This window comes from Mesorhizobium album (genome assembly GCF_033977205.1).
Lineage (GTDB): Bacteria > Pseudomonadota > Alphaproteobacteria > Rhizobiales > Rhizobiaceae > Mesorhizobium > Mesorhizobium album.
This window is the reverse complement of record NZ_JAVIIW010000006.1, coordinates 1-24,592: the sequence shown is the minus strand read 5'-3', so window position 1 is coordinate 24,592 and position 24,592 is coordinate 1. Positions and strand designations below refer to the sequence as shown.

Annotated in this window: 28 protein-coding genes; 23 read left to right on the top strand and 5 right to left on the bottom strand. The window is 65.3% G+C overall.

The genetic code is table 11. The annotated features are described in order from the left end of the window. Positions 1–11: 11 nt before the first annotated feature. A complete protein-coding gene (locus tag RFN28_RS06890) occupies positions 12–1,046 on the bottom strand; it encodes an NAD(P)H-dependent glycerol-3-phosphate dehydrogenase (protein ID WP_430677416.1) in 1,035 nt (344 codons plus the stop codon). Continuing rightward, on the bottom strand, positions 1,043–2,128 hold the full coding sequence (gene tsaD, locus RFN28_RS06885) for a tRNA (adenosine(37)-N6)-threonylcarbamoyltransferase complex transferase subunit TsaD (RefSeq protein ID WP_320286796.1): 1,086 nt from the start codon (positions 2,126–2,128) through the stop codon (positions 1,043–1,045). Before tsaD ends, RFN28_RS06890 begins: the two co-directional genes overlap by 4 nt. 101 nt (positions 2,129–2,229) lie before the next feature. Between tsaD and hemC the strand changes: the two genes are divergently transcribed. From hemC to leuC, 12 genes are all read left to right on the top strand, one after another. Then, positions 2,230–3,156 carry a hydroxymethylbilane synthase gene (hemC, locus tag RFN28_RS06880; RefSeq protein WP_320286623.1) on the top strand — a complete coding sequence of 309 codons (927 nt, stop codon included), beginning with the start codon at positions 2,230–2,232 and terminating at the stop codon, positions 3,154–3,156. A gap of 1 nt (position 3,157) precedes the next feature. After that, entirely contained in the window at positions 3,158–3,871 is a 714-nt protein-coding gene (locus RFN28_RS06875; RefSeq protein ID WP_320286622.1) for a uroporphyrinogen-III synthase, read from the top strand. Between the two features lie 105 nt (positions 3,872–3,976). Continuing rightward, complete coding sequence (locus RFN28_RS06870) at positions 3,977–5,449, top strand: COG4223 family protein (RefSeq protein WP_320286621.1); 1,473 nt, start codon at positions 3,977–3,979, stop codon at positions 5,447–5,449. 10 nt (positions 5,450–5,459) lie between these two features. Beyond that, positions 5,460–7,034, top strand: a complete 1,575-nt coding sequence (locus RFN28_RS06865; RefSeq protein ID WP_320286620.1) for a heme biosynthesis protein HemY — start codon at positions 5,460–5,462, stop codon at positions 7,032–7,034. 32 nt (positions 7,035–7,066) lie between these two features. After that, positions 7,067–7,546, top strand: a complete 480-nt coding sequence (locus tag RFN28_RS06860) for a tellurite resistance TerB family protein (protein WP_320286795.1) — start codon at positions 7,067–7,069, stop codon at positions 7,544–7,546. Positions 7,547–7,563: 17 nt separating this feature from the next. Continuing rightward, positions 7,564–8,280, top strand: a complete 717-nt coding sequence (locus tag RFN28_RS06855) for a glutamine amidotransferase (RefSeq protein WP_320286619.1) — start codon at positions 7,564–7,566, stop codon at positions 8,278–8,280. Between the two features lie 209 nt (positions 8,281–8,489). Then, the gene (locus RFN28_RS06850; RefSeq protein WP_320286618.1) at positions 8,490–8,924 is read left to right on the top strand and encodes an organic hydroperoxide resistance protein; all 435 of its coding nucleotides are present in this window, start codon (positions 8,490–8,492) and stop codon (positions 8,922–8,924) included. Beyond that, positions 8,921–9,424: a MarR family winged helix-turn-helix transcriptional regulator gene (locus RFN28_RS06845; RefSeq protein WP_320286617.1), complete on the top strand. Its 504-nt coding sequence runs from the start codon at positions 8,921–8,923 to the stop codon at positions 9,422–9,424. The genes RFN28_RS06850 and RFN28_RS06845 overlap by 4 nt, the downstream gene beginning before the upstream one ends. Positions 9,425–9,593: 169 nt before the next feature. Continuing rightward, complete coding sequence (locus RFN28_RS06840) at positions 9,594–10,391, top strand: transporter substrate-binding domain-containing protein (protein ID WP_320286616.1); 798 nt, start codon at positions 9,594–9,596, stop codon at positions 10,389–10,391. A 267-nt stretch (positions 10,392–10,658) separates the two neighbouring features. Continuing rightward, positions 10,659–11,474, top strand: a complete 816-nt coding sequence (locus RFN28_RS06835) for an amino acid ABC transporter permease (RefSeq protein WP_320286615.1) — start codon at positions 10,659–10,661, stop codon at positions 11,472–11,474. 57 nt (positions 11,475–11,531) lie between these two features. Further along, positions 11,532–12,167 carry a class I SAM-dependent DNA methyltransferase gene (locus RFN28_RS06830; RefSeq protein ID WP_320286614.1) on the top strand — a complete coding sequence of 212 codons (636 nt, stop codon included), beginning with the start codon at positions 11,532–11,534 and terminating at the stop codon, positions 12,165–12,167. Between the two features lie 468 nt (positions 12,168–12,635). After that, complete coding sequence (gene leuC, locus RFN28_RS06825; protein WP_320286613.1) at positions 12,636–14,045, top strand: 3-isopropylmalate dehydratase large subunit; 1,410 nt, start codon at positions 12,636–12,638, stop codon at positions 14,043–14,045. A 341-nt stretch (positions 14,046–14,386) separates the two neighbouring features. Here leuC and RFN28_RS06820 read toward each other — a convergent pair whose 3' ends face one another. Beyond that, positions 14,387–14,701, bottom strand: coding sequence for a hypothetical protein (locus RFN28_RS06820; protein ID WP_320286612.1), 315 nt, complete (start codon positions 14,699–14,701; stop codon positions 14,387–14,389). A 149-nt stretch (positions 14,702–14,850) separates the two neighbouring features. Between RFN28_RS06820 and RFN28_RS06815 the strand changes: the two genes are divergently transcribed. Beyond that, complete coding sequence (locus RFN28_RS06815) at positions 14,851–16,047, top strand: GGDEF domain-containing protein (RefSeq protein WP_320286611.1); 1,197 nt, start codon at positions 14,851–14,853, stop codon at positions 16,045–16,047. A gap of 36 nt (positions 16,048–16,083) precedes the next feature. Here the strand turns inward: RFN28_RS06815 and RFN28_RS06810 are convergent, their stop codons facing one another. Then, entirely contained in the window at positions 16,084–16,440 is a 357-nt protein-coding gene (locus RFN28_RS06810) for a hypothetical protein (RefSeq protein WP_320286610.1), read from the bottom strand. 220 nt (positions 16,441–16,660) lie between these two features. Here RFN28_RS06810 and RFN28_RS06805 point away from each other — a divergent pair, with 220 nt between their 5' ends. The 7 genes from RFN28_RS06805 (at position 16,661) to RFN28_RS06775 (ending at position 22,061) form a co-directional block, all read left to right on the top strand. After that, positions 16,661–17,098: a hypothetical protein gene (locus RFN28_RS06805; RefSeq protein WP_320286609.1), complete on the top strand. Its 438-nt coding sequence runs from the start codon at positions 16,661–16,663 to the stop codon at positions 17,096–17,098. Positions 17,099–17,321: 223 nt separating this feature from the next. Beyond that, positions 17,322–17,744, top strand: a complete 423-nt coding sequence (gene sdhC, locus RFN28_RS06800; protein ID WP_320286608.1) for a succinate dehydrogenase, cytochrome b556 subunit — start codon at positions 17,322–17,324, stop codon at positions 17,742–17,744. Beyond that, positions 17,744–18,139, top strand: a complete 396-nt coding sequence (gene sdhD, locus RFN28_RS06795) for a succinate dehydrogenase, hydrophobic membrane anchor protein (protein ID WP_320286607.1) — start codon at positions 17,744–17,746, stop codon at positions 18,137–18,139. The genes sdhC and sdhD overlap by 1 nt, the downstream gene beginning before the upstream one ends. A 4-nt stretch (positions 18,140–18,143) precedes the next feature. Next, positions 18,144–19,982 (top strand): succinate dehydrogenase flavoprotein subunit, encoded by a 1,839-nt coding sequence (gene sdhA / locus RFN28_RS06790; protein WP_320286606.1) that lies wholly within the window; start codon positions 18,144–18,146, stop codon positions 19,980–19,982. Between the two features lie 2 nt (positions 19,983–19,984). Further along, positions 19,985–20,419 carry a DUF3052 domain-containing protein gene (locus tag RFN28_RS06785; RefSeq protein ID WP_320286605.1) on the top strand — a complete coding sequence of 145 codons (435 nt, stop codon included), beginning with the start codon at positions 19,985–19,987 and terminating at the stop codon, positions 20,417–20,419. After that, entirely contained in the window at positions 20,419–21,198 is a 780-nt protein-coding gene (locus RFN28_RS06780) for a succinate dehydrogenase iron-sulfur subunit (protein WP_320286604.1), read from the top strand. Before RFN28_RS06785 ends, RFN28_RS06780 begins: the two co-directional genes overlap by 1 nt. A 230-nt stretch (positions 21,199–21,428) precedes the next feature. Next, positions 21,429–22,061: a YceH family protein gene (locus RFN28_RS06775; RefSeq protein ID WP_320286603.1), complete on the top strand. Its 633-nt coding sequence runs from the start codon at positions 21,429–21,431 to the stop codon at positions 22,059–22,061. Positions 22,062–22,293: 232 nt separating this feature from the next. Here RFN28_RS06775 and RFN28_RS06770 read toward each other — a convergent pair whose 3' ends face one another. Next, positions 22,294–22,719 carry an OsmC family protein gene (locus tag RFN28_RS06770; RefSeq protein ID WP_320286602.1) on the bottom strand — a complete coding sequence of 142 codons (426 nt, stop codon included), beginning with the start codon at positions 22,717–22,719 and terminating at the stop codon, positions 22,294–22,296. A gap of 218 nt (positions 22,720–22,937) precedes the next feature. On the opposite strand from RFN28_RS06770, the gene RFN28_RS06765 reads away from it, so the two are divergent. From RFN28_RS06765 to RFN28_RS06755, 3 genes are all read left to right on the top strand, one after another. Further along, positions 22,938–23,159, top strand: coding sequence for a hypothetical protein (locus RFN28_RS06765; RefSeq protein WP_320286601.1), 222 nt, complete (start codon positions 22,938–22,940; stop codon positions 23,157–23,159). A gap of 2 nt (positions 23,160–23,161) precedes the next feature. Next, entirely contained in the window at positions 23,162–23,518 is a 357-nt protein-coding gene (locus tag RFN28_RS06760) for a YciI family protein (protein ID WP_320286600.1), read from the top strand. Between the two features lie 143 nt (positions 23,519–23,661). Continuing rightward, on the top strand, positions 23,662–24,192 hold the full coding sequence (locus tag RFN28_RS06755) for a hypothetical protein (RefSeq protein WP_320286599.1): 531 nt from the start codon (positions 23,662–23,664) through the stop codon (positions 24,190–24,192). Positions 24,193–24,592: the final 400 nt, after the last annotated feature.

Genomic DNA, 24,592 nt, shown 5'->3' with positions numbered 1-24,592 from the left:
ACTCCGATGGTTCAGATGTCGGTTTCGGTCTTGAGCGGCCGCGTCATCAGCGCCGTTACGGCTTCGCCGATGGTCAACTTGCCGTCGAGTATGGCGGCGACGGCGGAAATGATCGGCGCGTCGACGCCGCGCTCGGCGGCGATGCGGGCGGCAATGCCTGCCGTCGGCACGCCTTCGGCAAGCGGAAGGCCGGCAAGCGGCTTGCCCTGGCCGAGCGCCAGCCCATAGGCGAAATTGCGCGACTGCGCCGAGGAGCAGGTGAGCAGAAGGTCGCCGAGGCCGGAAAGCCCCATCAGCGTCTCCGGCCGGGCGCCGAAGGTGGCGCCGATGCGGCGCAGCTCGACGAAGCCGCGCGTCACCATGGCGGCCTGGGCGCTGGCGCCAAGCCCGGCGCCGGCGATCGCGCCGGCGGCGATGGCGAAGACATTCTTCAGCGCGCCGCCGATCTCGACGCCGATCAGGTCGTCACTAGAGTAACAGCGCAGGTTCTCGGCCGAGAAGCGGGCGGCAAGTCCGGCCGCCAGATCTCCGCTCCGCGCGGCAACGACCACCGCCGTCGGCAGGCCTCGGGCGACATCGCTGGCAAAGCTCGGGCCGGAAAGCGCCGCGACCGGATTGCCGGACAGGCTTTCCTCGACGATCGCCGACAGCAATGCGCCGGTGCCGCGCTCGATGCCCTTGGCGCAAAGCACGAGCGGCACGCCGGGCGGCACATGGCCGGCGGCTGTGGCCAGCACCGCGCGCAGCGATTGCGCCGGCGTCACCGCCAGCACGCAGTCGGCGCCGCTGAGCGCGGCGCCGATATCGCTCGTGGCGACGATGCCGGGCTCGATCGCGATGCCGGGCAGGTAGCGCGGATTCTCGCCGCGATCGATGGCGGCCACGGTCTCATTGTCGCGCGCGTAAAGCCGCACGAAATGGCCGGCACGCAGCATGGCCAGCGCCAGCGCCGTGCCCCAGGCGCCGCCGCCCAGCACCGCAACACGCCATCCGCTCGCGGGCCGCTTGCTGGTCGTGCTTTTCCCGGTCATGTTTTTCTTGGTCATGCCTTGGCACCGCGCCGGCCTGAGCCGACCAAAGGGGCTGAAATACTGTCCAGCGGCCAGCGCGAGCGCGGCGCGAAGTCGGCGGCATTCTCGCCGGCCATGCCGGCGCGCAGCCGCTCGATGCCGGCCCAGGCGATCATCGCCGCATTGTCGGTGCAGAGCTTTTGCGGCGGCGCCACGAATGCGAAGCCGGCTTTGGAACAGCGCGCCTCCAATGTCGCCTTGATCGTGCGGTTGGCGGCGACGCCGCCGGCGACGACCAGCGCAGGCTTTGCCTTGTCGGGAAATTCCTTGCGGAAACGGGCGAGCGCTCGCGCGACACGGTCTCCCAGCGCATCCGCCACCGCCGCCTGGAAGGAGGCACAGATGTCGGCGACGTCCTGGTCGCTCAGCGGCGCGATCACCGTCGCCGCCTGGCGCACGGCGGTCTTCAGGCCGGAGAAGGAGAAATCCGGCTGCGCCGAGCCCTTCATCGGGCGCGGGAAGGCAAAGCGGCTGGCATCGCCCTTGGCTGCGGCCTTCTCGACATTCGGTCCGCCCGGATAGGGCAGCCCGAGCATCTTGGCCGTCTTGTCGAAGGCTTCGCCCAACGCATCGTCGATGGTCGTCGCCCAGCGCTGATAGTCGCCGACGCCGCGCACAGCGACGATCTGGGTATGGCCGCCGGAGACGAGCAGAAGCAGATAGGGGAAGTCGAGCCCATCCGTCAGCCTTGCGGTAAGCGCATGGCCTTCGAGGTGGTTGATGGCAATCAGCGGCTTGTTGGCGGCGGCCGCGATGGCCTTGGCGGTCATCAAGCCTACGATCAGCCCGCCGACGAGCCCTGGCCCCGCCGTCGCGGCAACCGCATCGACCTCGTCGAGCGATACGGCCGAATCGGTCAGCGCTGCCTCGACGATGCCGTCCAGCGCCTCGACATGGGCGCGCGCCGCGATCTCGGGCACGACGCCGCCGAAAGCGGCATGTTCCTCGATCTGGCTGAGCACGACATTGGAGAGGATTTCGGGCGCAGAGCCGCCGTCCAACGCCACAATGCTGGCAGCCGTCTCATCGCAGCTCGTCTCAATGCCCAGAACGCGGATCAATTCGTCGCTGCCCTCGAAGATTGTGTCTCCGGCTTTTCCTAGATAGGACAAAGCCCTGTAAAGTCTCGCTTGCCGGGGGTTATCACGGACCGCGCGCCATGCAAACAACCTTGAAAATCGGAACACGCGGCAGCCCGCTGGCGCTGGCCCAGGCGCACGAGACGCAGGCGCGGCTGATGCAGGCGCACGGCCTGCCGGAGCAAGCGTTCGAGCTGGTGGTCATCTCGACCAGCGGCGACCGCATCCAGGACCGCCCGCTGTCGGAAGCCGGCGGCAAGGGGCTGTTCACCAAGGAGATCGAGGAAGCCCTGCTCGACCGCCGCATCGACATCGCCGTGCATTCGTCCAAGGACATGCCGACCGTGCTGCCCGACGGGCTGGAACTCTCGGCCTTCCTGCCGCGCGAGGATGCGCGCGACGCCTTCATCGGCAAGACGGCGAGGCGAATCGCCGACCTGCCTCATGGCGCTCGGGTTGGGTCGTCGTCGCTCAGGCGCCAGGCGCTGATCCGCCGGATGCGGCCGGATCTCGACGTGGTAATGTTCCGCGGCAATGTGCAGACCCGTCTGCGCAAGCTGGACGAAGGCGTCGCCGACGGCACCATCCTCGCTTATGCCGGGCTGAAGCGGCTCGGGCTTGAGAATGTCATTACCGACCTGATGCCGCTGGATGTCTTCCCGCCGGCGCCGGGGCAGGGCGCGATCGGCATCGAAAGCCGGATCGGCGACCGCGAAGTTGAAAAAATGCTGGCGGCCATCCACGATGTGCCGACCGGCCAGGCGCTGGCCTGCGAGCGCGCCTTCCTTGCCGCGCTCGACGGCTCCTGCCGCACGCCGATCGCCGGCCATGCGACGATATCGGGCGGAAAACTGTCTTTCGCCGGCCTGATCATCTCGCCGGACGGCACCGAATCGCATGAAATCAAGCTGGACGGCCGGGCTGAGGATGCGGCGAAAATAGGCGCGGAGGCCGCGCGGGCGGTGCGCGCCAGGGCCGGCGCCAAATTCTTCGACGGCTGGGCCTGACATGCTCCGCGTCCTGGTGACGAGGCCGGAACCGGGCGCCTCCCGCACGGCGCGGCGGCTCGAAGCCCAGGGATTTCAACCCATTCTGCTGCCGCTGACCGAAACGATCGCTTTGCCACTCGATCGGAGCGCCGTCCCCCAAGCCGCCGCGGTCGCCGTCACCAGCGCCAATGCGGTGCGCCATGCGCCGAAGGAACTGGTCGCGGCGCTTGCCGCCCTGCCGTGCCATGCGGTCGGCAGGAGAACGGCCGAAGCCTGCCGCGCCGCAGGGTTTGTCTCCGTCGCTGAAGGCCCGGGCGATGCCGGGGCATTGGCTGACGCGATCGGCCGGGAGCTTGCAGGCAAGGAGATCGTCTATCTTTGCGGCCGCGTGCGCTTTCCGGTCTTCGAGGAGCGTCTCGCGGCAGCCGCCGTGCGGGTCCATGCGATCGAGACTTACGACACCGTTCGGCTGAACCTTGGCGACGAGGAGATCGCGGCGCGCCTTTCCAAAAAGCCTGTCGATGCAGCGCTGGTCTACTCCGCCGAGGCGGCGGCCGCGCTGAGCGCGCTGGTCCGCCAGGCCGCCTTGCGCGGCCTCTTCGACAAGGCGGCGTTCCTGGCGCTGTCCGCGCGTGTCGCCAAGGCGCTGGACGGTATCGACGGACAAAAGATCAGGATTGCCTCGCAACCCGATGAAGTGGCGCTGCTGGCGCTTTTGTCGCTGCCGCTTTGAGCCGCGTCATCACACCGCCCCTTTTCACCGCTTGGTGATGTGCTAGAGCATCCCTGAGCTCTAGACCTTTCGAACCATCCTCAAGCCAATTTGCGGAGCCCAAGCATGGTCAAGACGCCGAAGACGCGACATTCGAAGAGTCGCCGCGAGCCGGTGACGATCGAACTCGAGCCCGGCGCCGTCTCGCGAATCAGCGACGAAGATGCCGCCAAGACTGAGACGCATACGGCCGAGACCGACGAGGCGAGGGCGGAGGAAGCCGCCGTCGCTTCGCAGCTGGAGGTTCCCGAAGAGCCGATGCATGCCGAGCAGACCGACATCGAGCCGTGGGAATACGCCGACGCGGCGCAGGCTGGGGCCGACGCGGCTGAGGCCAAGAGCAAGGACGAGGCGGACGCGCCCTATCCCAATGGTTCTGAGGCCCCAAAGAGCCAGTCCACGGGCTTCGACTATAATTTCGAGGATGCATCGGCGGCCAAGACCGGTTCCGCCGCTTCGACGCCGAAGCCGAGCGAAACCCGCAACGACGAAAGCGGCTCGCCGGCCTCCCGGCGCTCCGGCGTCAACACCATTGCCGCCGGCCTCATCGGCGGTGTGGTTGCGCTTGCCGCCGCAGGCCTGCTGCAGGCGGTCGGGTTGCTTGGTTCCCCGTCCTCGGGCGGCACGTCGCTCGACAGCGTCAATGGCGAGATCGCTTCGCTCAAGGGTGAAATCGCGGCTCTCAGGCAAACGAGCGACGCCGGCGCCTCGGCCAAGCTCGATGGCCTGTCGTCGGCGCTGGAGCAGGTGAAGTCGGATGTGGCGGCGCTGAAATCGTCGGCCGGGCAAAGCGGCGACGGCACCGCGCTCAAGGCACTCAACGACAAGGTCGGCCAGATCGAGACGGCGGTCGGCGATCTGCAGAAGGCCGGAAGTGCCGCTCCGGTCGATCTCGGCCCGCTCAACGAGAAGCTCGCCGGGCTCGACGCGCTGGTGAAATCGGCAGCCGACGCGGCAAAGGCCGCGGATGGCCGGATCGCGGCGCTGGAGCAATCGGTGCAGCAGCTCTCCGGCAAGGTCGAGGCGCAGGCCTCGCAGCCCAAGATCGCGCTCGCCATCGCCGCCTCGGCGCTGAAGGCGGCGCTCGATCGCGGCGCGCCCTTCGCCACCGAGCTCGACACTTTCGCGGCGATCGCGCCGGACGCGCCGGAGATCGCGGTGCTGCGGTCCTATGCCGAGAAAGGCGTGCCGACGCGCGCAACGATCGCCTCGGAAGCCGATGCGGCGGCCAACGCCATGGTCGAGGCAGCGACGCCGGTCGACAAGAATGCCGGCTTCTTCCAGAGCCTGGTGTCGAGCGCGAAATCGTTGGTCCAGGTGCGGCCGGTCGGCACCATCGAGGGCAAGGGCGCGCCGGAAACCGTGGCGCGCATGGAAGTGGCGGTCAACCAGGGCGACTATGCCAAGGCGCTCAGCGAATATGACACGCTGCCCAACGCCGCGAAGTCCGCCGGCGCTGAGTTTGCCGGCAAACTGAAGGCGCGGCTCGAGGTCGAGAAGCAGATCGAAGCGCTGATCGCCGGCGCGACGAAGGCGTGAGGACCATCCGATGATCCGCATCCTCATCTTCCTTGCCGTCGTCTTCGCGCTGGGGCTGGGCTTCGCCTGGCTGGCCGATCGCCCGGGCGAAATGATCGTCACCTTCAACGGTTACCAGTATCAGGTCACGCTGATGGTGGCGGCGGTGGCGATCGTTGCCGTGGTCGCCGCGGTGATGATCCTCTGGTGGCTGCTCAAGTCGCTGTGGAACAGCCCCTATACGATCTCGCGCTATTTCAGGGTGCGCCGACGCGACCGCGGCTACCAGGCGCTGTCGACCGGCATGATCGCGGCCGGTGCCGGCGATGGCGCGCTTGCCCGCAAGAAGACCAAGGAGGCGGTGAAGCTGATCAGCTCCGACCAGGAGCCGCTGATCCACCTGCTCGACGCGCAGGCCTCGCTGCTCGAAGGCGATCATGAGGGCGCACGCGAGAAATTCGAGCGCATGCTCGACGATCCGGAGATGCGCCTGCTCGGCCTGCGTGGGCTCTATCTCGAAGCCGAGCGGCTGGGCGACCGCAACGCCGCGCGCCACTATGCCGGCCGCGCCGCGGCGGTGGCGCCGCAGCTGGCCTGGGCGGCGGAATCGACGCTCGAGGAGCTGACCGAGCGGGGCGAATGGGACGGCGCGCTGAAGCTGGTCGAGGCGCAGAAGTCGACCAGGCAGATCGAGCGCGACGCCGCCAACCGCCGCCGCGCCGTGCTGCTCACCGCCAAGGCGCAGGCGCTGGTCGACAGCGATCCGAATGGTGCCCGAACCGCGGCGCTCGAAGCCAACAAGCTGGCGCCCGATTTCGCGCCGTCAGCAGTCATCGCTGCCAATCTTCTTTTCCGGCAAAACGACGTGCGCAAGGGCTCCAAGATTCTCGAGACCGCCTGGCGGGCCGAGCCGCATCCCGACATCGCCGAGCTTTACACCCATGCAAGGCCGGGCGATGCCGTGCTCGATCGCCTCACCCGGGCGAAGAAGCTGCAGGAGATGAAGAAGAACCACGCCGAATCCTCGCTTGCCGTGGCGCGCGCCGCGCTCGACGCGCAGGATTTCGCCACCGCCAGGCGCGAGGCGGAGGCGGCGATCCGCATGGACCGCCGTGAGGGCGCCTATCTGCTTCTGGCCGATATCGAGGAGGCCGAGACCGGCGACCAGGGCAAGGTCCGGCAGTTGCTGTCGAAGGCCGTGCGTGCGCCGCGCGATCCGGCCTGGGTCGCCGACGGCGTCGTTTCGGAGCGCTGGGTGCCGGTTTCGCCGGTCACCGGCAAGCTCGACGCGTTTACCTGGCGCGCACCAATGGAGCGGCTCGGACAGCTGATCGAAAGCGATGCGGACGTCGCGGTGCCGGCAATCCCTGCCTCGGCTTCGGCCGTACCGGCCGAGAAAGCGATCGAAATTGTCGCCGATCGCCCGGCAGAAAGGCCAGCGCCGGAGACTTCGAACGGCGGCGAGAAGGACATGGCGGCTGCCGAGCTGGTGACCGATGCCGATACCGCCGGCCAGGCTGCGGAGCTGCCGCGGTTGCCGGACGATCCCGGCGTCGCGCCGGAAGACGAGGCGGATAAATCGCCGCGCCGGTTTCGTTTGTTTTGAGGCCGGTCTTGGCGGACAGGGAAAAGGTGTCGATGTTCGAGCGCGTATTGTCCTTCCTGAGGGATTTGCCTGCCGCCGGCGCGAGCAAACCGAGCGCCGACGACCCTCGTGTGGCAGCTTCCGCCCTGCTCTACCATGTCATGAACGCCGACGGCGTGCGCCAGGACATCGAATGGGAGCGCTTCAAGGAGATCCTCGCCGAGACCTATTCGATCAGCGGCGATGAGCTCGACGCGCTGGCCGCCGCCGGCGAGCGCGCCGACAATGAGGCGATCGACCTCTACGCCTTCACCAGCGTGCTCAAGCGCCATCTCGATGCCGAGGCACGCAAGGCCTTTATCGGCCTGATGTGGGAGATCGTCTATGCCGACGGCGAGTTGCACGAGCTCGAGGACAACACCGTCTGGCGCGTCGCCGAATTGATCGGCGTCGAGCGCCAGGACCGCATCGAGGCGCGCCGCAAGGCGGCCGCCGAAGTGCCGGGCGCAAGCGGAACCTCGAGCGACGAATAGAGGACCATTCTCCTTCCATGCCACCCAGACCGCGGCCGAGACCCAAGATCCTGATCGTGCTGCATCAGGAGACTTCGAGCCCCGGCCGCGTCGGCCATATGCTTCTGGAAGAAGGTTTTGATCTCGACGTCCGCCGGCCGCCGCTCGGCGACGAATTGCCCTGCACCCTCGACCACCATGCCGGCGCGGTCGTCTTCGGCGGGCCGATGAGCGCCAATGACGGGGACGAGTTCGTCCGCCGCGAGACCGACTGGCTCGAAATCCCGCTCAAGGAAAACCGGCCCTTCCTCGGCATCTGCCTCGGCGCGCAGATGCTTGCCAACCATCTCGGCGGCAAGGTCGAGGGCCATGGCGAGGGGCTGGTCGAGATCGGCTGGTATCCGCTGAAGGCAACGGAAGCCGGCAGGAAGCTGCTGCATTGGCCGGAGATGGTCTACCAGTTCCACCGCGAGGGCTTTTCGCTGCCGAAGGACGCAACGCTGCTGGCGACGGCCGAAACCTATCCCAACCAGGCCTTCCGCTATGGCGAGAATGCCTGGGGCATTCAGTTCCACGGCGAGCTGACCAGGCTGATGATGCAGCGCTGGGTGGTGCGGGGAGCGCATCGCTTCGAGCTGCCCGGCGCCCAGCCTGGCCGCGATCATCTCGGCGGCCGGCTGATCTGGGACATGCACCTCAAGCGCTGGCTCGGCGAATTCCTGCAGCTGATCTTCGGCAAGCCGGCCGTTGGATAGCCGCTGGCTCACCTGACACGGAAATTTGACATGTCCGACAGCGCTGCGTTGGCAGACTGTGGAGATGGCAGAGGCGCTTGTCACTTTTGTCATGGGCCGGAGCAAGGTGCGAAGCGACGCAGCGAGGCCCGAGGATGACGAAGCAAATGTCTTGACATCGATTTATCTTGTGTCCTAAATAATCGTGCACAAGGCAAATGGAGACAAAAATGTCAGCACTCTACACCGCCCAGGCTCGCGTCGTCGGTGGCCGCGCGGGCCGTGCCGAAACCAGCGACGGTTTGCTCAAACTCGATCTGGCGATGCCGAAGGAGCTTGGCGGGCAGGGTGGCGCCACCAATCCCGAGCAGCTTTTCGCCGCCGGCTATGCCGCCTGCTTCGAAAGCGCGATCCGCTTCGTGGCGCGCAAGAAGAAGCTGCCGCTCGAGGATGCTTCGGTGACGGCAACCGTCAGCCTCTATCCCAACGACCAGGGCGGCTTCAGGCTCGGCGTCGCGCTGGCGGCGAAGACGAAAGGCCTTGATCAGGCGGGCGCCGAAGCGCTTGTATCGGAAGCGCACCAGGTCTGTCCCTATTCCAACGCCATCCGGGGCAATATCGACGTGGCGCTTTCCACGGTGGCGCTTGCGGCAAAGGCGGCATGACGACGAAGATCGAAACCAGACCCGGCTATGTCCCGGCGGATGCCTCCGCCGGGACGATTCCCGTTCCGCGCCTCGACCAGCAGCTATGCTTCGCGCTTTATTCGGCAAGCGGGCTGATGACCAGGCTCTACCGGCCGCTGCTCGACCCGCTCGGCCTCACCTATCCGCAATATCTGGCGATGCTGGCGCTGTGGCAGCGCTCGCCCATGACGGTCGGCGAGCTTGGCGAGGCGCTGGGTCTCGATTCGGCGACGCTGACGCCGCTGATCAAGCGGATGGAGGCGGGCGGCCTGGTCACCCGTCGTCGAGACAGTGCGGACGAGCGCCGGGTGCTAGTCGAGCCGACCGCCAGGGGTGAGGCGCTGCGCGCCAACATGAAGGATGTCCAGGCGGCGCTTGCCTGCAGCATGCCGCTGGAGCGAGCCGAGCTCAAAGCCCTGCATGGCACGCTCACGCGGCTGGTCGCCGGGCTGCGCGAAGCCACGGGCGATCGGGACTGATTGCGCAAGAACCGTTCTCGAAATCATTTCCCGGAAGCATTGAAATCCATGCCGACGCTTAACGTCGCAGTTGATCGGCTTGCAAGGCGCTTGCGGCAAGCTAAAGTCGGCGCCTGATTTGTCCTGGCGCGCGGGGATCGTGCGGCCAATCACGTTCGGGGAGTTTGTCATGATCAAGTCGAAACTGCTGCTGGCCGCCATGGTGGCCTGCCTTCTCGCGCCTGTTGCTGCGCGCGCTGATACGCTGCCCGATCTCGGCGGCAAAAAGGTTGTGGTGGTGACGGAGAACGCCTATCCGCCGCTGCAGTTCATCGACAAGAAGACCGGCAAGCAGATCGGCTGGGAATATGACGCAATGGACGAGATCGCCAAGCGGCTCAACTTCAAGGTCGAGTATCAGAACACCTCCTGGGACGCGATGATCCAGGCGGTTTCCGACAACCAGTACAACATCGGGATGACCGGCATCACCATCAAGGAAGAGCGCAAGGCGAAGGTCGACTTTTCCGACCCCTATATGCGCTCGGAACAGTTCATGCTGGTGCGCGGCGATGAAAGCCGCTTCACCGACGCCAAGAGCTTCGCCGCCTTCAAGGACGGGCTGATCGGCGCGCAGGCCGGCACAACGCCCTTCTACACCGCCGTCTACAGCGTGCTCGACGGCAACGAGCAGAACCCGCGGATAAAACTGTTCGAGACCTTCGGCGCCAGCGTGCAGGCGCTGAAGTCCGGCGACGTGGATGTGGTGCTCACCGACGGCACCGCCGGCAAGGGCTATGTCGACGCCTCCGAAGGCAAGCTGAAGCTGATCGGCGGACCGCTCGGCAGCGAGGACTTCGGCTTCATCTTCCCGAAGGGCTCCGACCTGGTGAAGCCGGTCAACGCCGCGATCGCCGCGCTCAAGGCCGACGGCACGCTCGAGGCGCTGAACAAGAAGTGGTTCCTCGACTACAAGATGGGGCAGTAGGCTCCTGTTGTCGGAAGTAGTGCGCAACAGCTACGGGCGGAAAGCCGCGAAAGCCTCATTCCTTCCCACCCCCCTCTGTCCTGCCGGGCATCTCCCCCGCAAGGGGGGAGATTGGCAGCTTTGGCCTCGCCACCAATTCTGCGACGTCGAAGATTGGCGAAAGCCAACGCGACGTCTGATCTCCCCCCTTGCGGGGGAGATGCCCGGCAGGGCAGAGGGGGGTGTGCCGGAACGCGGCCTCCGCAACTATCTTGCCGGTATCGCCTGATGCCGGCTGCATCCACCTCTACCGCCAAATCCGAATTTCCCTGGTGGCTGGCCGCGGCAGCCATCCTTGCGCTTGCTGCGGCGCTGGCCATCGCCGGGAGCGACCTCTATGCCGAGGTCTTCGCCACCGTCGCCAAGGGCATCGGCATCACTGTCTTCGTCACCGTCGTCGCTTTCGCGTTGGCCTCGGTGCTTGGGCTCGGCATCGCGCTGATGGCCCTGTCCGGATCGCAATGGCTGCGGCAGGTCGCCCGCTTCTATGTCGAGATCATCCGCGGCGTGCCGATCCTGGTGCTCTTGTTCTGGATCGCCTTTGCCGGCGCGCCGGCTTTCGTCGCGGCCTGGAACGCGCTGACGGCGCCGCTGCAGAGCACCGGCTGGCTCGGCGAGCTCCTGGTGCGCGACGTCTCGCTGTTGTGGCGCGCAATCATGGCGCTGACCATTGGTTATTCCGCCTTCATATCCGAGGTGTTTCGGGCCGGCATCCAGTCGGTCGCGAAGGGCCAGATCGAAGCCGCCAAAGCGCTCGGCCTGACGCGCGTGCAGCGTTTCCGGCTGATCGTCTTCCCGCAGGCGATCCGCACCATCCTGCCGCCGCTCGGCAATGATTTCGTCGCCATGGTCAAGGATTCCTCGCTGGTCTCGGTGCTCGGCGTCGCCGACATCACCCAGATCGGCAAGGTCTATGCCGCCGGCTCCTTCCGCTTCTTCGAGACCTATTCGATCGTCGCCTATATCTATCTCATCCTGACCGTCGGCCTGTCGCTGGCGCTGCGGGCGCTGGAGAAACGGCTGCGCCGGCAGAACGAGGAATAGCCGTCGAGCAAAGAGCGCGCTAGGCTCCTTGGGTTGGCAACGTCCAGGAGTTGATCCATGAATTTCGACAAGGCCAATGCGGCGCTGGACTCCGTCTATTCGGCCGAGACGCCGGAGGCGCTGGCCAAGGCTTATGCCGAATGGGCGGCGACCTATGACAGCGAGACCGCCTCGCTCGGCTACCTGCTGCCCTTCCTCATCACCGCCTGGGTGGCGCGCCATGTGCCGCCCGGCGAAGGCCCGCTTCTAGACGCCGGCTGCGGCACCGGACTGTCGGGGCCGTCGCTCAAGGCACTGGGCTATGGCGACATCGCCGGTCTCGACCTTTCCGACGACATGCTGAAGATCGCCGGAAGCCGCCAAGCCTATAGCGAGCTGAGAAAGGCGATGCTCGGCGGCCCGCTGCCCTGGCCGGACGGCCATTTCCGCGCCTTCTTCTCGACCGGCGTCTTCACCATCGGCCACGCGCCGGCCGCCGGCCTGCATGAGCTGGTGCGCATCACGAAGAGCGGCGGCCATGCCATCTTCACCGTGCGCGACCAAGTGTTCGAAAGCGGCGGCTTCCAATCCGTGTTCGACGAATTGGAGCAGGCGAGAAAATGGCGCCTGACCGAGCAAAGCCCATGGTTCCGCTGCTATGCGATCGGCGATCCGGAAGCACTGGTGAAGACTTTCGTGTTCGAGGTGGTTTGAGCGCGGCAAGCTTGGCCAGTTTCCTCGCCCCCGCGAAGGCGGGGGAGAGGTGGCCCGGCGAAGCCGGGACGGAGCGGGGGGCGACATCCGCGACGCCAAAGCCGCTAGCGGTCAAAGCTCAGCGAAGTCCGTTGGGCCGTGACTTCCTTCCAACGCCGCGCAGACCCCTCTCCGTCCCGGCTCCGCCGGGCCACCTCTCCCCACTTCGTGGGGCGAGGAACCAGGTCTCCGCCGCAATTGCCGAAAGGCCAAAACATTGCTATCTACCCCACCATGGAAAAGCTTTTCAGCGATCCGGCCTATAAGGGTTTCGTGCTGCAGGACAGGAAGCGCCTGCCGTCGCGATTTGCCGCGCGGGTCTGCGGCGCGCTCACCAGCCGACTTGGCTGAGGCCGACTGACCAAGTCGCTTCGCCGGTTCCAAGTCCCGGCCAGCCTTTCCCATTTTCATATCGACGGATTTACGCACATGAGCGCACCGCGCACCCTCTACGACAAGATCTTCGACGACCATGTCGTCGACCGCCAGGACGACGGCACCTGCCTGCTCTATATCGACCGCCACCTCGTTCACGAGGTGACCAGCCCGCAGGCCTTCGAAGGCCTGCGCATGAGCGGTCGCCAGGTTCGCCACCCGGAAAAGACGCTGGCTGTGGTCGACCACAACGTGCCGACCTCGCCCGAGCGCAAGTTCGGCATCAAGAACGAGGAGAGCCGCATCCAGGTCGAGGCGCTGGCCAAGAACGCCAAGGATTTCGGCATCGAGTACTATTCCGAGAACGATGTCCGCCAGGGCATCGTCCACATCATTGGGCCGGAGCAGGGCTTCACGCTCCCCGGCATGACCATCGTCTGCGGCGACAGCCACACCTCGACGCATGGCGCGTTCGGCGCGCTGGCGCACGGCATCGGCACGTCGGAGGTCGAACATGTGCTGGCGACGCAAACGCTGATCCAGCGCAAGGCCAAGAACATGCTGGTGCGCGTCGACGGCCATCTTCCGGAAGGCGTCACTGCCAAGGACATCATCCTCGCCATCATCGGCGAGATCGGCACCGCCGGCGGCACCGGCTATGTCATCGAATATGCCGGCGAGGCGATCCGCTCGCTGTCGATGGAAGGCCGCATGACGATCTGCAACATGTCGATCGAGGGCGGGGCGCGGGCCGGCCTGATCGCGCCGGACGAGACGACCTTCGCCTATGTCAAGGACAAGCCGCGCGCGCCGAAGGGCGCTGCCTGGGATGCGGCGCTTGCCTATTGGAAGACGCTGCATTCCGACGAAGGCGCGCATTTCGACAAGGTCGTCGTGCTCGACGCGCAGAAGCTGCCGCCGATCGTCTCCTGGGGCTCCTCGCCCGAGGATGTCGTCTCGGTGCAGGGCGTGGTGCCAAATCCGCAAGAGATCGCCGATGAGAACAAGCGCTCCTCGAAGCTGCGCGCGCTCGACTATATGGGGCTGACGCCGGGAACCAGGATCACCGACATCGCGCTCGACCGCGTCTTCATCGGCTCCTGCACCAACGGCCGCATCGAGGACCTGCGCGCCGCCGCCAAGGTGGTCGAGGGCAAGAAGGTCAATCCGCGCGTCAACGCGATGATCGTGCCGGGCTCCGGCCTGGTCAAGGAACAGGCCGAGGCCGAGGGTCTCGACAAGATCTTCGTCGCCGCGGGCTTCGACTGGCGCGAGCCGGGCTGCTCGATGTGCCTTGCCATGAACGACGACCGGCTGAAGCCGCATGAGCGCTGCGCCTCGACCTCGAACCGCAATTTCGAGGGTCGCCAGGGTTTTAAAGGCCGCACCCATCTGGTCTCGCCGGCCATGGCGGCGGCGGCGGCGATCGCCGGCCATTTCGTCGACATCCGCGACTGGAAGTAACGGCCAGCCTGAAAAGCGGGAAAGGCCGGAAATCGGCGCAAGCGCTGGGGATTAGCTGAAGCCTCCCCAACCTCGTCATCCCAGGGCGAAGCAGGAGCGTAAGCTCCGTCGCGGAGACCCTGGGATCCATGCCGTTACCTTGATCGACGGGTGCAGCGGAGCAGAAATCTGCACCGTTGCAGTGCCTTGACGTTACGGCATGATCCTTGGGTCTGCGCTGCGTCGCTTCGCTCCTTGCTTCGCCCGAGGATGACGACGGGGTGGGCGTTTCGGCCAATCTCCAAGGTATGCGACCTGCCAACGCAGCATATCGACCGGTCGAAATTTCTGCGCCAGGGAACTTATCTCTCTTCCCTTCGAACGATCCGATGGAACTCCTCGCGCCGGCCGGGCTCGTCGACAGCAACCACCAGCGCCAGCTTTCGTTCGTCGAAAATCCTGAACCACTCGTCCCATTCGACCAGCTCGTAGCCGCCGGCGTTGAATGGCCGCTCCGGCCGGTCGTTGTCCTCATAGGCGTTCTGGCCAAACACCAAGCGCAGCATGGGCTGCGTTCCGGCCTCGGGCGAGACGTCGACAACGGCCGGAAATCCGGCCCGCGCCGCCGCCCAGGAACGGATCGCATCGTGATCGGTCAGGGTGATTGTGTCGGCCATCGGCGTTCTCCTGATTTTGTCTGAAAACGCCGGCCTCGGGCGGCCGTTCCGCGCTTCGGTCCCGTATCTGCGCGTTGTGACTTAACCGCTTGTTTGCGCTTCCGTACTAGCATCTCCCCCCGGGTAAAGTTGGGGAGAGTCGCAGTCTTTTGGACACCGGTCTGCTCATAGCGCTGCTCAATCCGACGATAGCGCTGGCGCTTGGCGCTGCGTTTCTCGTGCTGTGGTTCCATCAGCGCCATCGTCCTTATCTGGCGGTGCTGGCGGCGAGCTACTGCCTGTCGGCGCCGGGCTTCCTGCTGCAATATTTCACGCTTCCCGTCGGCATCGTGCTGACCAAGCTGATCTCCAACCTATGCTTCACGATGGCCGGCTGCTGCCTCTCCGGCGCGGTCGTCGCGCGCTACGGCCGGCGCGTGCCCTATATCGGCATCGGCATCATGGCCGGCGGCGGGCTCGCCGCCTTCTCGTGGTTCATGTTCGTCCAACCGGATCTCACCTGGCGCGTGCTGGCCATGAATTTCGGCTTCGGCGCCTTGAGCCTGCTCGTCGCCGCCGAACTCAAGACAGTGCGCAACAACGGGCCGATCGAAAAGATCCTGTTCGTGCTGTCGCTGCTGTCCGGGCTGAATTTTGTCGCGCGCACGCTGATCGTCGTCATCGCGCATGGGCCGTTCACAAGCTATGACGGCTTCTACGGCTCGTCCTACTGGACGACGGCGCTGCTCTCGCATGCGCTTTTGTCGCTCTTGATCGCGCTCTGCCTGTTCACGGCGGCGGCGCTCGACGTGATGAAGGCCTTGAAGGCCGAGACCCATACCGACCCGCTATCAGGCCTTCTCAACCGCCGCGGCTTCGAGGAACGGGCAACACTTCTGCTCGATCAATGCGCCAAGGCAGGATTTCCGGTTGCGCTGGTGCTTGCCGATCTCGATCACTTCAAGGCGCTCAATGACCAGCACGGGCATGAGGCAGGCGACAGGGTGATTGCCGATTTCGCCGCCAAGCTGCGTTTTGCCACGGGCACGCGGGGCGCTGCCGGCCGCATCGGCGGCGAGGAATTCGCCGTGCTTCTCTCGCTCAGCGATCTGGGCGCGGCCCGCCTGTTCGCGGAAGCGATCCGCACCTTCTATTCGGCCGGCACAGTCGACGGGCTTCCCCCCGGCACCAGGGTGACCGCGAGCTTCGGCGTCGCCGCCCGCACAGGCAATGAGGGGCTGGCGCCGCTGATGCGGCGCGCCGACGAGGCGCTCTACAAGGCCAAGAGGAACGGCCGTGACAGCGTCCGCCTCTCCTACGAGCGGCCCGAAACCGCCTTCGTACCCGAGCCGCTCAGCGTCGGCTGAGGATCGCCCGGATCCGGGGGCGACAGGCCAAGGCGCTCAGCGGCAGGGGCTGAGGTTGGGCATCTCGCCGTCGGAGAGTCCATACATATAGCTGCGGCCCTTCACGAAGACCGGCGGCTGGTAGCAGCCCGGCGCGCCGGCATCGTCCGATTGCTCGTAGATCACCCCCGGCTGGCCGGCGCCGGTGTAGTCGGAAAGCTGCTTCGCATGCCTGCCTTCGCCGACGATGATGCGCTTGTAGCCGGCGGCGCTGTCGATGACGAGATTGCCGAAGGAGTCGGCGTAGACGCGGTCGTGATGGCGCAAGCCGGCCTCTGCCGGCACGGCAATTGCGGAGGCGAGTGCCGCCACCGTGACGGCCGCGAGGCTTGCCCGCACTGAATTCGAACGCATGTCGCTCTCCCTGCAAAACGTCGTCCGAATCGGAAATTAACCCTTTCTTAACCTTTGTTAAGGGGCAGGGCGGTCTTCGGGGCCGGAACTTAATGAACATGGTTAATTTCGGCGGGCTGGCTCGACCCATCGCACGGTCCGGCCCAACCCGGCTGACTCAAGGTGACCTTGATCTTGGCGCGCCGCATGGCTAGCGTGCCGCGCACGAAAGGGGCAGCACATGACGTTCGGCCGCGCACTTCGGGTGTCGCTCGTTGTTCCGCTGCTTCTTGCGGCCACTGCCTGCGTGCCGCAGGACGGCGCACCCAAGGCAGCGAACACGGTATCACCCGTGGTGTCGCCGGCTCCTGCCAGGCAACCTGCGGCACCAGCTGCGCCTCCAGCACCGGCGACCAAGATCACCACCGACCTTACCGTGCCGCGATCCGGCACGAGCATGGCCACCTATAGATGCGGCAATGGCGGCATGATCACCATCCAAAATCTCGGCACGTCGCTGCGTGTGGTTGGGCCGGATGGCGGGTCCGAGGAGTTTGCGGCGTCGCCCGCCAACCAGAGCAGCCGCTACCAGGCGGCGACACATGACGCGATCGTGATCGACGGACGCGAGGCACTGGTGATGAAGAAGGGGTCGACGCCGCAGACCTGCACAAGATAGAAGCGGGATACCGCACTGCAGCGACGCTGCGCCGGCTTCGCATCGCTACAAATCGATTGAACCGGAATTGCCCCCTTTTCTCAGACTAAATGATGTTTCCAAAACGATTTTCCGGCTTTGACGCGGTGCAAAAAGAGCATTAGAAACCGGCTGTCCGAAGTCATAAATGAAAGCGGCGAATGCCGTATCCGTAACGGCTCCGGGACGCCGAACTGGGGGAGCCATGAGCAAATCACCAGCCACCCGCGCAGTTGCCAGACGTGAACGGCCGCTTTCGCCGCATCTGACGGTCTACCGGCCGCCGATCACGATGACGATGTCGATCATCCACCGCATCACCGGCGGCGCGCTCTATTTCGGCACCCTGCTGGTCGCGGCTTGGCTGATCGCGGCGGCGGGCTCGCAGGCCACCTTCGACTGGGTCAACTGGGCCTTCGGCTCCTGGCTCGGCCGGCTGGTCCTCTTCGGCTACACCTGGGCGCTGATGCACCACATGCTGGGCGGGCTGCGCCATCTCGTCTGGGACACGGGCGTGGGACTGGAAAAGCACACCGCCTCGAAGATCGCCTGGGCAACGCTCGCCGGCTCGATCGTGCTCACGCTGCTGATCTGGATCGCGGGCTACATGGCGCGGGGAGCTTTCTGATGAGCGCGAACAACACCGACATGCGCACGCCGCTAGCCAAGGTCCGCGGCCTGGGCTCAGCCCGCGAAGGTACGCAGCATTTCTGGCGTCAGCGGCTGACGGCGATCGCCAACATCCCGCTGATCCTCTTCTTCGTCGGTTTCCTGATCGCGGTCAACGGCCACGGCTATGCCGACGTGCGGGCTTCGCTCGCCAACCCGTTCGTGGCGCTGGTGCTGGCGCTGGTGCTGATCTCCGCGCTCTACCACATGCGGCTCGGCATGCAGGTCATCATCGAGGACTACGTGCATGGCGAAGGCATGAAGCTGGCACTGATCGCCCTCAACACATTCTTTTCGGTAGTGGTCGGCGTCGCCTCGCTCTTCGCCCTGCTCAAACTGGCATTCGGAGGCTGAAGTTTTGGCCAAGGACACGTCAACCGCCAACGCGGCTTCCGCCTACACGTTTGTCGACCACAAATTCGATGTGGTGATCGTCGGCGCCGGCGGCGCCGGCCTGCGCGCCACGCTCGGCATGGCCGAGCAGGGCCTGCGCACCGCCTGCATCACCAAGGTCTTCCCGACCCGCTCGCACACGGTGGCGGCGCAAGGCGGCATCGCCGCCTCGCTCGCCAATATGGGCCCCGACAACTGGCAGTGGCATCTCTTCGACACCGTCAAGGGGTCGGACTGGCTGGGCGACATCGACGCACAGGAATACATGGTGCGCGAGGCGCCAGCCGCGGTTTACGAACTCGAGCATTACGGCGTCCCGTTCTCGCGCACGGAAGAGGGCAAGATCTACCAGCGGCCATTCGGCGGCATGATGATGAATTTCGGCGAAGGCCCGCCGGTGCAGCGCACCTGCGCGGCCGCCGACCGCACCGGCCACGCTATGCTGCACACGCTCTATGGCCAGTCGCTGAAGAACAACGCTCAGTTCTTCATCGAGTATTTCGCGCTCGACCTGATCATGGAGCCGGACGGCACCTGCACTGGGGTCGTGGCCTGGAACCTCGATGACGGCACCATTCACCGCTTCTCGGCCAAGATGGTGGTGCTGGCGACCGGCGGCTATGGGCGCGCCTATTTCTCCGCTACCTCGGCGCATACCTGCACCGGCGACGGCGGCGGCATGGCCGCGCGCGCCGGGCTTGCGCTGCAGGATATGGAGTTCGTGCAGTTCCATCCGACCGGCATCTACGGCGCCGGCTGCCTGATCACCGAAGGCGCGCGCGGCGAAGGCGGCTATCTCGTCAATTCCGAAGGCGAGCGCTTCATGGAGCGCTATGCTCCGTCGGCCAAGGACCTTGCCTCGCGCGACGTGGTCTCGCGCTGTATGACGCTGGAGATCCGCGAAGGCCGCGGCGTCGGGCCGAAGAAGGATCACATCTTCCTGCATCTCGACCATCTCGACCCGGCCGTCCTGCATGAAAGGCTGCCGGGCATTTCGGAATCGGCAAAGATCTTCGCCGGCGTCGACCTGACCAAGGAGCCGATCCCGGTGCTGCCGACGGTGCACTACAATATGGGCGGCGTGCCGACCAATTATTGGGGCGAAGTGCTCAACCCGACGGCAAAGAACCCGGACCAAGTGTCGCCAGGGCTGATGGCTGTCGGCGAGGCCGCCTGCGCCTCCGTGCACGGCGCCAACCGGCTGGGCTCGAACTCACTGATCGATCTGGTGGTGTTCGGCCGCGCCGCGGCGCTGCGCGCCGGCCAGGTGATCGACCGCAAGTCGCCGATCCCCTCGCCCAACGCAGCCTCGGTCGAGAAGATAATGGATCGCTTCGACCGATTGCGCCATGCCAACGGCTCGACGCCGACGGCCGTGCTTCGCGAAAAGATGCAGAAGGCGATGCAGGAGGATGCGGCGGTGTTCCGCACCCAGGAATCGCTGGACAATGGCTGCAAGCGCGTCTCCGAAATCTGGGGCGAGCTCAAGGATTTCAAGGTGTTCGACCGCTCGATGATCTGGAACTCCGATCTCGTCGAGACGCTGGAGCTGGAGAATTTGATGGCCAACGCCATCACCACCGTCCATGGCGCGGCGGCACGCAAGGAGAGCCGCGGCGCGCATGCGCGGGAAGATTTCGCGGATCGCGACGACGCCAACTGGCGCAAACACACGCTGGCCCGCGTCAGCGAGGACGGCAAGGTGACGCTCACCTACCGGCCGGTGCACACCGACACGCTGCTGGCGGAGAAGGACGGCGGCATCAACCCGGCCAAGATCGCGCCGAAGGCCAGGGTATACTGACCATGGCATTGGCGGCCGCGGGATATTCCGGTACGCACCTTCCGGCCAAGCTCGGCCTGAAGGACGGCATGGTCGCCGCCTTCATCGCCCTGCCGCCGGAACTCGATGATCTCGCCGACGCAGTGGCGTTTGCCGGGGTCGACCGGCTTCCTGAATGGTCGTCGATCTGCGGCAACCAGAAATACGATGCCGTGCATGCCTTCACCCGGCAGCGCGCCGAGATCGAGGATGGCCTTGCCGGCATCGAGACGGCAATCAAGCGCGACGGCATGGTCTGGGTATCCTGGCCGAAGAAGGCATCGAAAGTGGCCACCGACGTCACCGAGGATGTGATCCGCACCCAAGCGCTCAAGCTTGACCTCGTCGACGTCAAGGTCGCCGCCGTGAACGAAATCTGGTCCGGGCTGAAGCTCGTCATCCGAAAGGATCGCAGATAATGGTCGAACTCACGCTTCCCAAGAATTCGCAGATCAAGCAGGGCAAGACCTGGCCGAAGCCGGAAGGCGCCACCAACCTGCGCGAATATCGCATCTACCGCTGGTCGCCGGACGATGACGAGAACCCGCGCATGGACACCTATTTTGTCGACATGGACGATTGCGGGCCGATGGTCCTCGATGCCCTGCTCTGGATCAAGAACAAGATCGACCCGACGCTGACGTTGCGCCGCTCCTGCCGCGAGGGTATTTGCGGCTCCTGCGCCATGAACATCGACGGCTCCAATACGCTTGCCTGCACCAAGGGCTGCGACGACATCTCCGGCGCGATCAAGGTCTATCCGTTGCCGCATATGCCGGTGATCAAGGACCTGGTGCCCGATCTCACCAATTTCTACGCCCAGCACGCCTCGATCGAGCCGTGGCTGAAGACGGTGTCGCCCGAGCCGGCCAAGGAATGGCTGCAAAGCCATGAGGACCGCGAGAAGCTCGACGGGCTCTATGAATGCATCTTGTGCGCCTGCTGCTCGACATCCTGCCCGAGCTACTGGTGGAACGGCGAGCGTTATCTCGGCCCGGCGACGCTGCTGCAGGCCTATCGCTGGCTGATCGATTCCCGCGACGAGGCGACAGGCGAACGGCTCGACAATCTGGAAGACCCGTTCCGGCTCTATCGCTGCCATACCATCATGAACTGCGCACAGACCTGCCCTAAGGGGCTGAACCCGGCCAAGGCGATTGCCGAGATCAAGAAGATGATGGTGGAGAGAAGGGTCTAATCCTGCAGGTTTGTGGCGATCTCGAACGCAGCGATCCGTCACACCCCCCTCTGTCCTGCCGGACATCTCCCCCGCAAGGGGGGAGATTGGCCGTCACCTCGGCTTTCGCTAATCTTCAACGTAGACTGGGCGACGGCGCTGAAGCTGCTGATCTCCCCCCTTGCGGGGGAGATGTCCGGCAGGACAGAGGGGGGTGCTGTCCCTCCGGCCAAAAAAGGATAGCCATTCCAATGACCGACCTCCCCGTTCTCTCCGCCGTCGAAGCCCGCGTCCTTGGCTGCCTCGTCGAGAAGAAGGAGCTGACGCCGGATGTCTATCCGCTGACGCTGAACGGCGCGCATGCCGCCGCCAACCAGAAGACGGCGCGCGAGCCGGTGATGGCGCTGGAGCTGACGGAGGTCAGGCGCGCTCTCTCCCAGCTCGAGCAGAAAGGTCTGGTGCGCCAGGCCTTCGCCTCGCGGGTCGAGCGCTACGAGCATCTGATGGCGCAGCGTTTTTCGCTGACCACGCCGCAGATCGCGATCGTGGGCCTCTTGCTCTTGCGCGGCGCGCAGACGGCGCACGAGCTTTTGGCGCGTTCGGAACGGATGGCGCGCTTTGGATCGATCGAAGAGCTTCGCGACAATCTCGATCTGATGATCGGCCGCCGGCCGCCGCTCATCCAACTACTCGAACGAGCGCCCGGGCAGCGCGAGGAGCGCTATGTGCACCTGCTCAGCGGGCCGGTGGAAATAACGGCTGCGGCTGCAGCACCGTGGCAGGCGCCGGTATCATCCGACTCCGCCGATCTTGAAGCGCGGGTGCGGGCACTCGAGGAAGAGGTCGCTGCGCTGCGCGCGAAGATTGAGGCACTGGGCGGGTAAGGCCGCTAACGAAGGACCGCCGGCGGGACAGCGCCCCCCTCTGCCCTGCCGGGCATCTCCCCGACAGGGGCCGACAGGGGGGAGATCAGATGTCACGCCGGCTTTCGCCAATCGCCGACATTGAAAGAGGAGCGCCGGCGACCAAGCTGCAAATCTCCCCCTTGTGGGAGAGATGTCCGGCAGGACAGAGGGGCGCGCGAAGGATCGCGACCTTAGGCAAATACACCGCCCATCACCCCAATCTTGCGTCGAGCGAGACCTTGATGGCGCCGAGCGCCTTTGACACGGGGCATTCGGCCTTCGCCTTCTCGGCCAGCTCCTTGAACTTCGCGGCGTCGATGCCCGGTACCTTGCCGACCAGGGTGATGGCACTGCCGGTGATGCCGGTGCCGGGCACCAGTGTGACGACCGCCTTGGCATCGAGCTCGGCGGCGGGCGTGCCGTTTTCGGCGAGGAAGTGGGAGAGCTGCATGGCGTAGCAGCCGGCGTGCGCCGCCGCGATCAGTTCTTCCGGATTGGTGCCGGATCTGCCGCTCTCATCCTCGAAGCGCGCCTTGAAGGAATAGGGCGTGGCCTTCAGAACCCCGCTTTGCGTGTCGAGCGTGCCCCCGCCCTCCCTCAGATTGCCTTTCCAGACGGCGTTTGCGGTGCGGTCCATGAAGTCCTCCTTGTCGGGGTTTGCGTCGGCGGCGCCGGCGCTCTCCTGAACTATAGCGCGGGTGCGCCGGAAGACCATCCGTCCCGTCGGCCCGACGTCGCCAGCACCGGCGACCCCGCCAAAATTTCCGAAAAAAATGTCGTGGCAAAAATGTCGACTTCCCGGCCGCCGGACCGTCCTGCGAGCGGCCGCGAAGTTACGGCCGGTGAAGGTTCAGGATGGACAATCTGTTTTTCGCACTTTGGAAGCATCCCGGCCGAAGGGCGCAGCGACCGGAAGACTTCTGGTTCGATCTGCCGCCACTCGGCCTCGGCCGGCTGGTGGCGGCGGTAGCCATCATCGGGGTTGCGGCATGCCTGCTCGACCATGCGGCGGCCGTCAGAAGCAAGGCTGACAGCATCACCGTCGCCTCCTATGGTTCATCACAGAAAGGGAACTGACAATGAAATATGTCCTGCTGGTCTATGGCGAAGAGAAAGACCTTTTCGCGCTCACTCCGGAAAGGTCGGCCAAGCTCGATGCCGACTCGCTCGCCTATGACAGAGAACTCGACCGACAGGGAAAGCTGATCATCGCCCAGGCGCTGCAGCCGGTGAAGCTGTCGAAATCGCTGCGCCGGCGCAAGGGCAAGCGGCTGGTTACCGACGGCCCGTTCGCCGAAACCAAGGAGCAATTGCTGGGCTTCGTGATGGTCGAAGCGGCCGACCTCGACGAGGCGCTGGAGATTGCCAATGGCATTCCGCTTGCCGAACTCGGCACCGTCGAGGTCAGGGCGATCTACGACATACCAGGGTCATAACCGCCGGCCATGATGGTTGCGGCACGGTTGAAGCTGCCCTCCTTGAAAAGCATCTTCAGGGTTTCTTCGCCGGCTGCAACTGTCGCGTGTTGAAGCGATGCTGTTCTTCTCCTATCGTTGCCGGGATTTCGGGGGAATTCGGCATGCCTTTCCTGATCGCAATACTTGGACTGCTCGGCGCGGCGGCCATCTGGTGGTATCGGCTGAAGGCGATGAACGAGGCGGCGAACGAGGTCGCCGATGTCATCGGACGCGTGCAAGGCAATATCCGCCGCAAGAAGCTGCGCAAGCAGGCCGCGCTCTCGCCCCTGACGGCGATCGACGATCCGGTCGTGGCCGCCGCGACGCTGATTACCGCGATCGTTTCGGAACATGGTCCGATCCTGCCGCAGCGCGAGGCTCTCCTTCGTGAGGTGATCGCGCAGATTGCCGCCAGCCAGAAGAAGACCGACGAGGCGGTCGTCTATGCCAAATGGGCCGCCTCGCAGATCGACGACACGACAATCGTCATCGACAAGCTGGCGCCGTTCCTGCGCGAGCGCCTGGATCCGAACGAGCGTGACGATCTGCTCAGGATGCTGAACCGCGTCGCGCAAGGCGGTGAGCAGAGCCTCAGGATCGCCGACCAGCGAATGTTACGGTTGCGACAGAAGCTGGGTTTCGAGGTGAATTGAGTTTCTTCGGCACAGTGACGGCTTGCAGATCTGTGAATCGCCGCAAACGTTCGGAACTGGCTGAGGCCTCCCGGCGTCGTCATCCCAGGGCGAAGCAGGAGCGAAGCTCCATCGCGGAGACCCTGGGATCCATGCCGTGACCTTAACCGTAGAGCGCTGCGGAGCAGAATTCTGCGCCGTTGCAACGCTTTGAGCTCACGGCATGGATCCTTGGGTCTTCGCTCCGCTTCGCGTCGCTACGCCCAAGGATTGTTTGAGAAGGATCGGGTAGTTTGGCGGCCGGGGCTGCGGCCCATCACAGCCAGCAGTCCCGGCGGCAGGCGACCGTCCTAAGGTTCGGGCAGCACCCGACGTCATCATGGTCCCTGCCGTCTTTGTCCGCCATCGCTTGGAGAGTTGA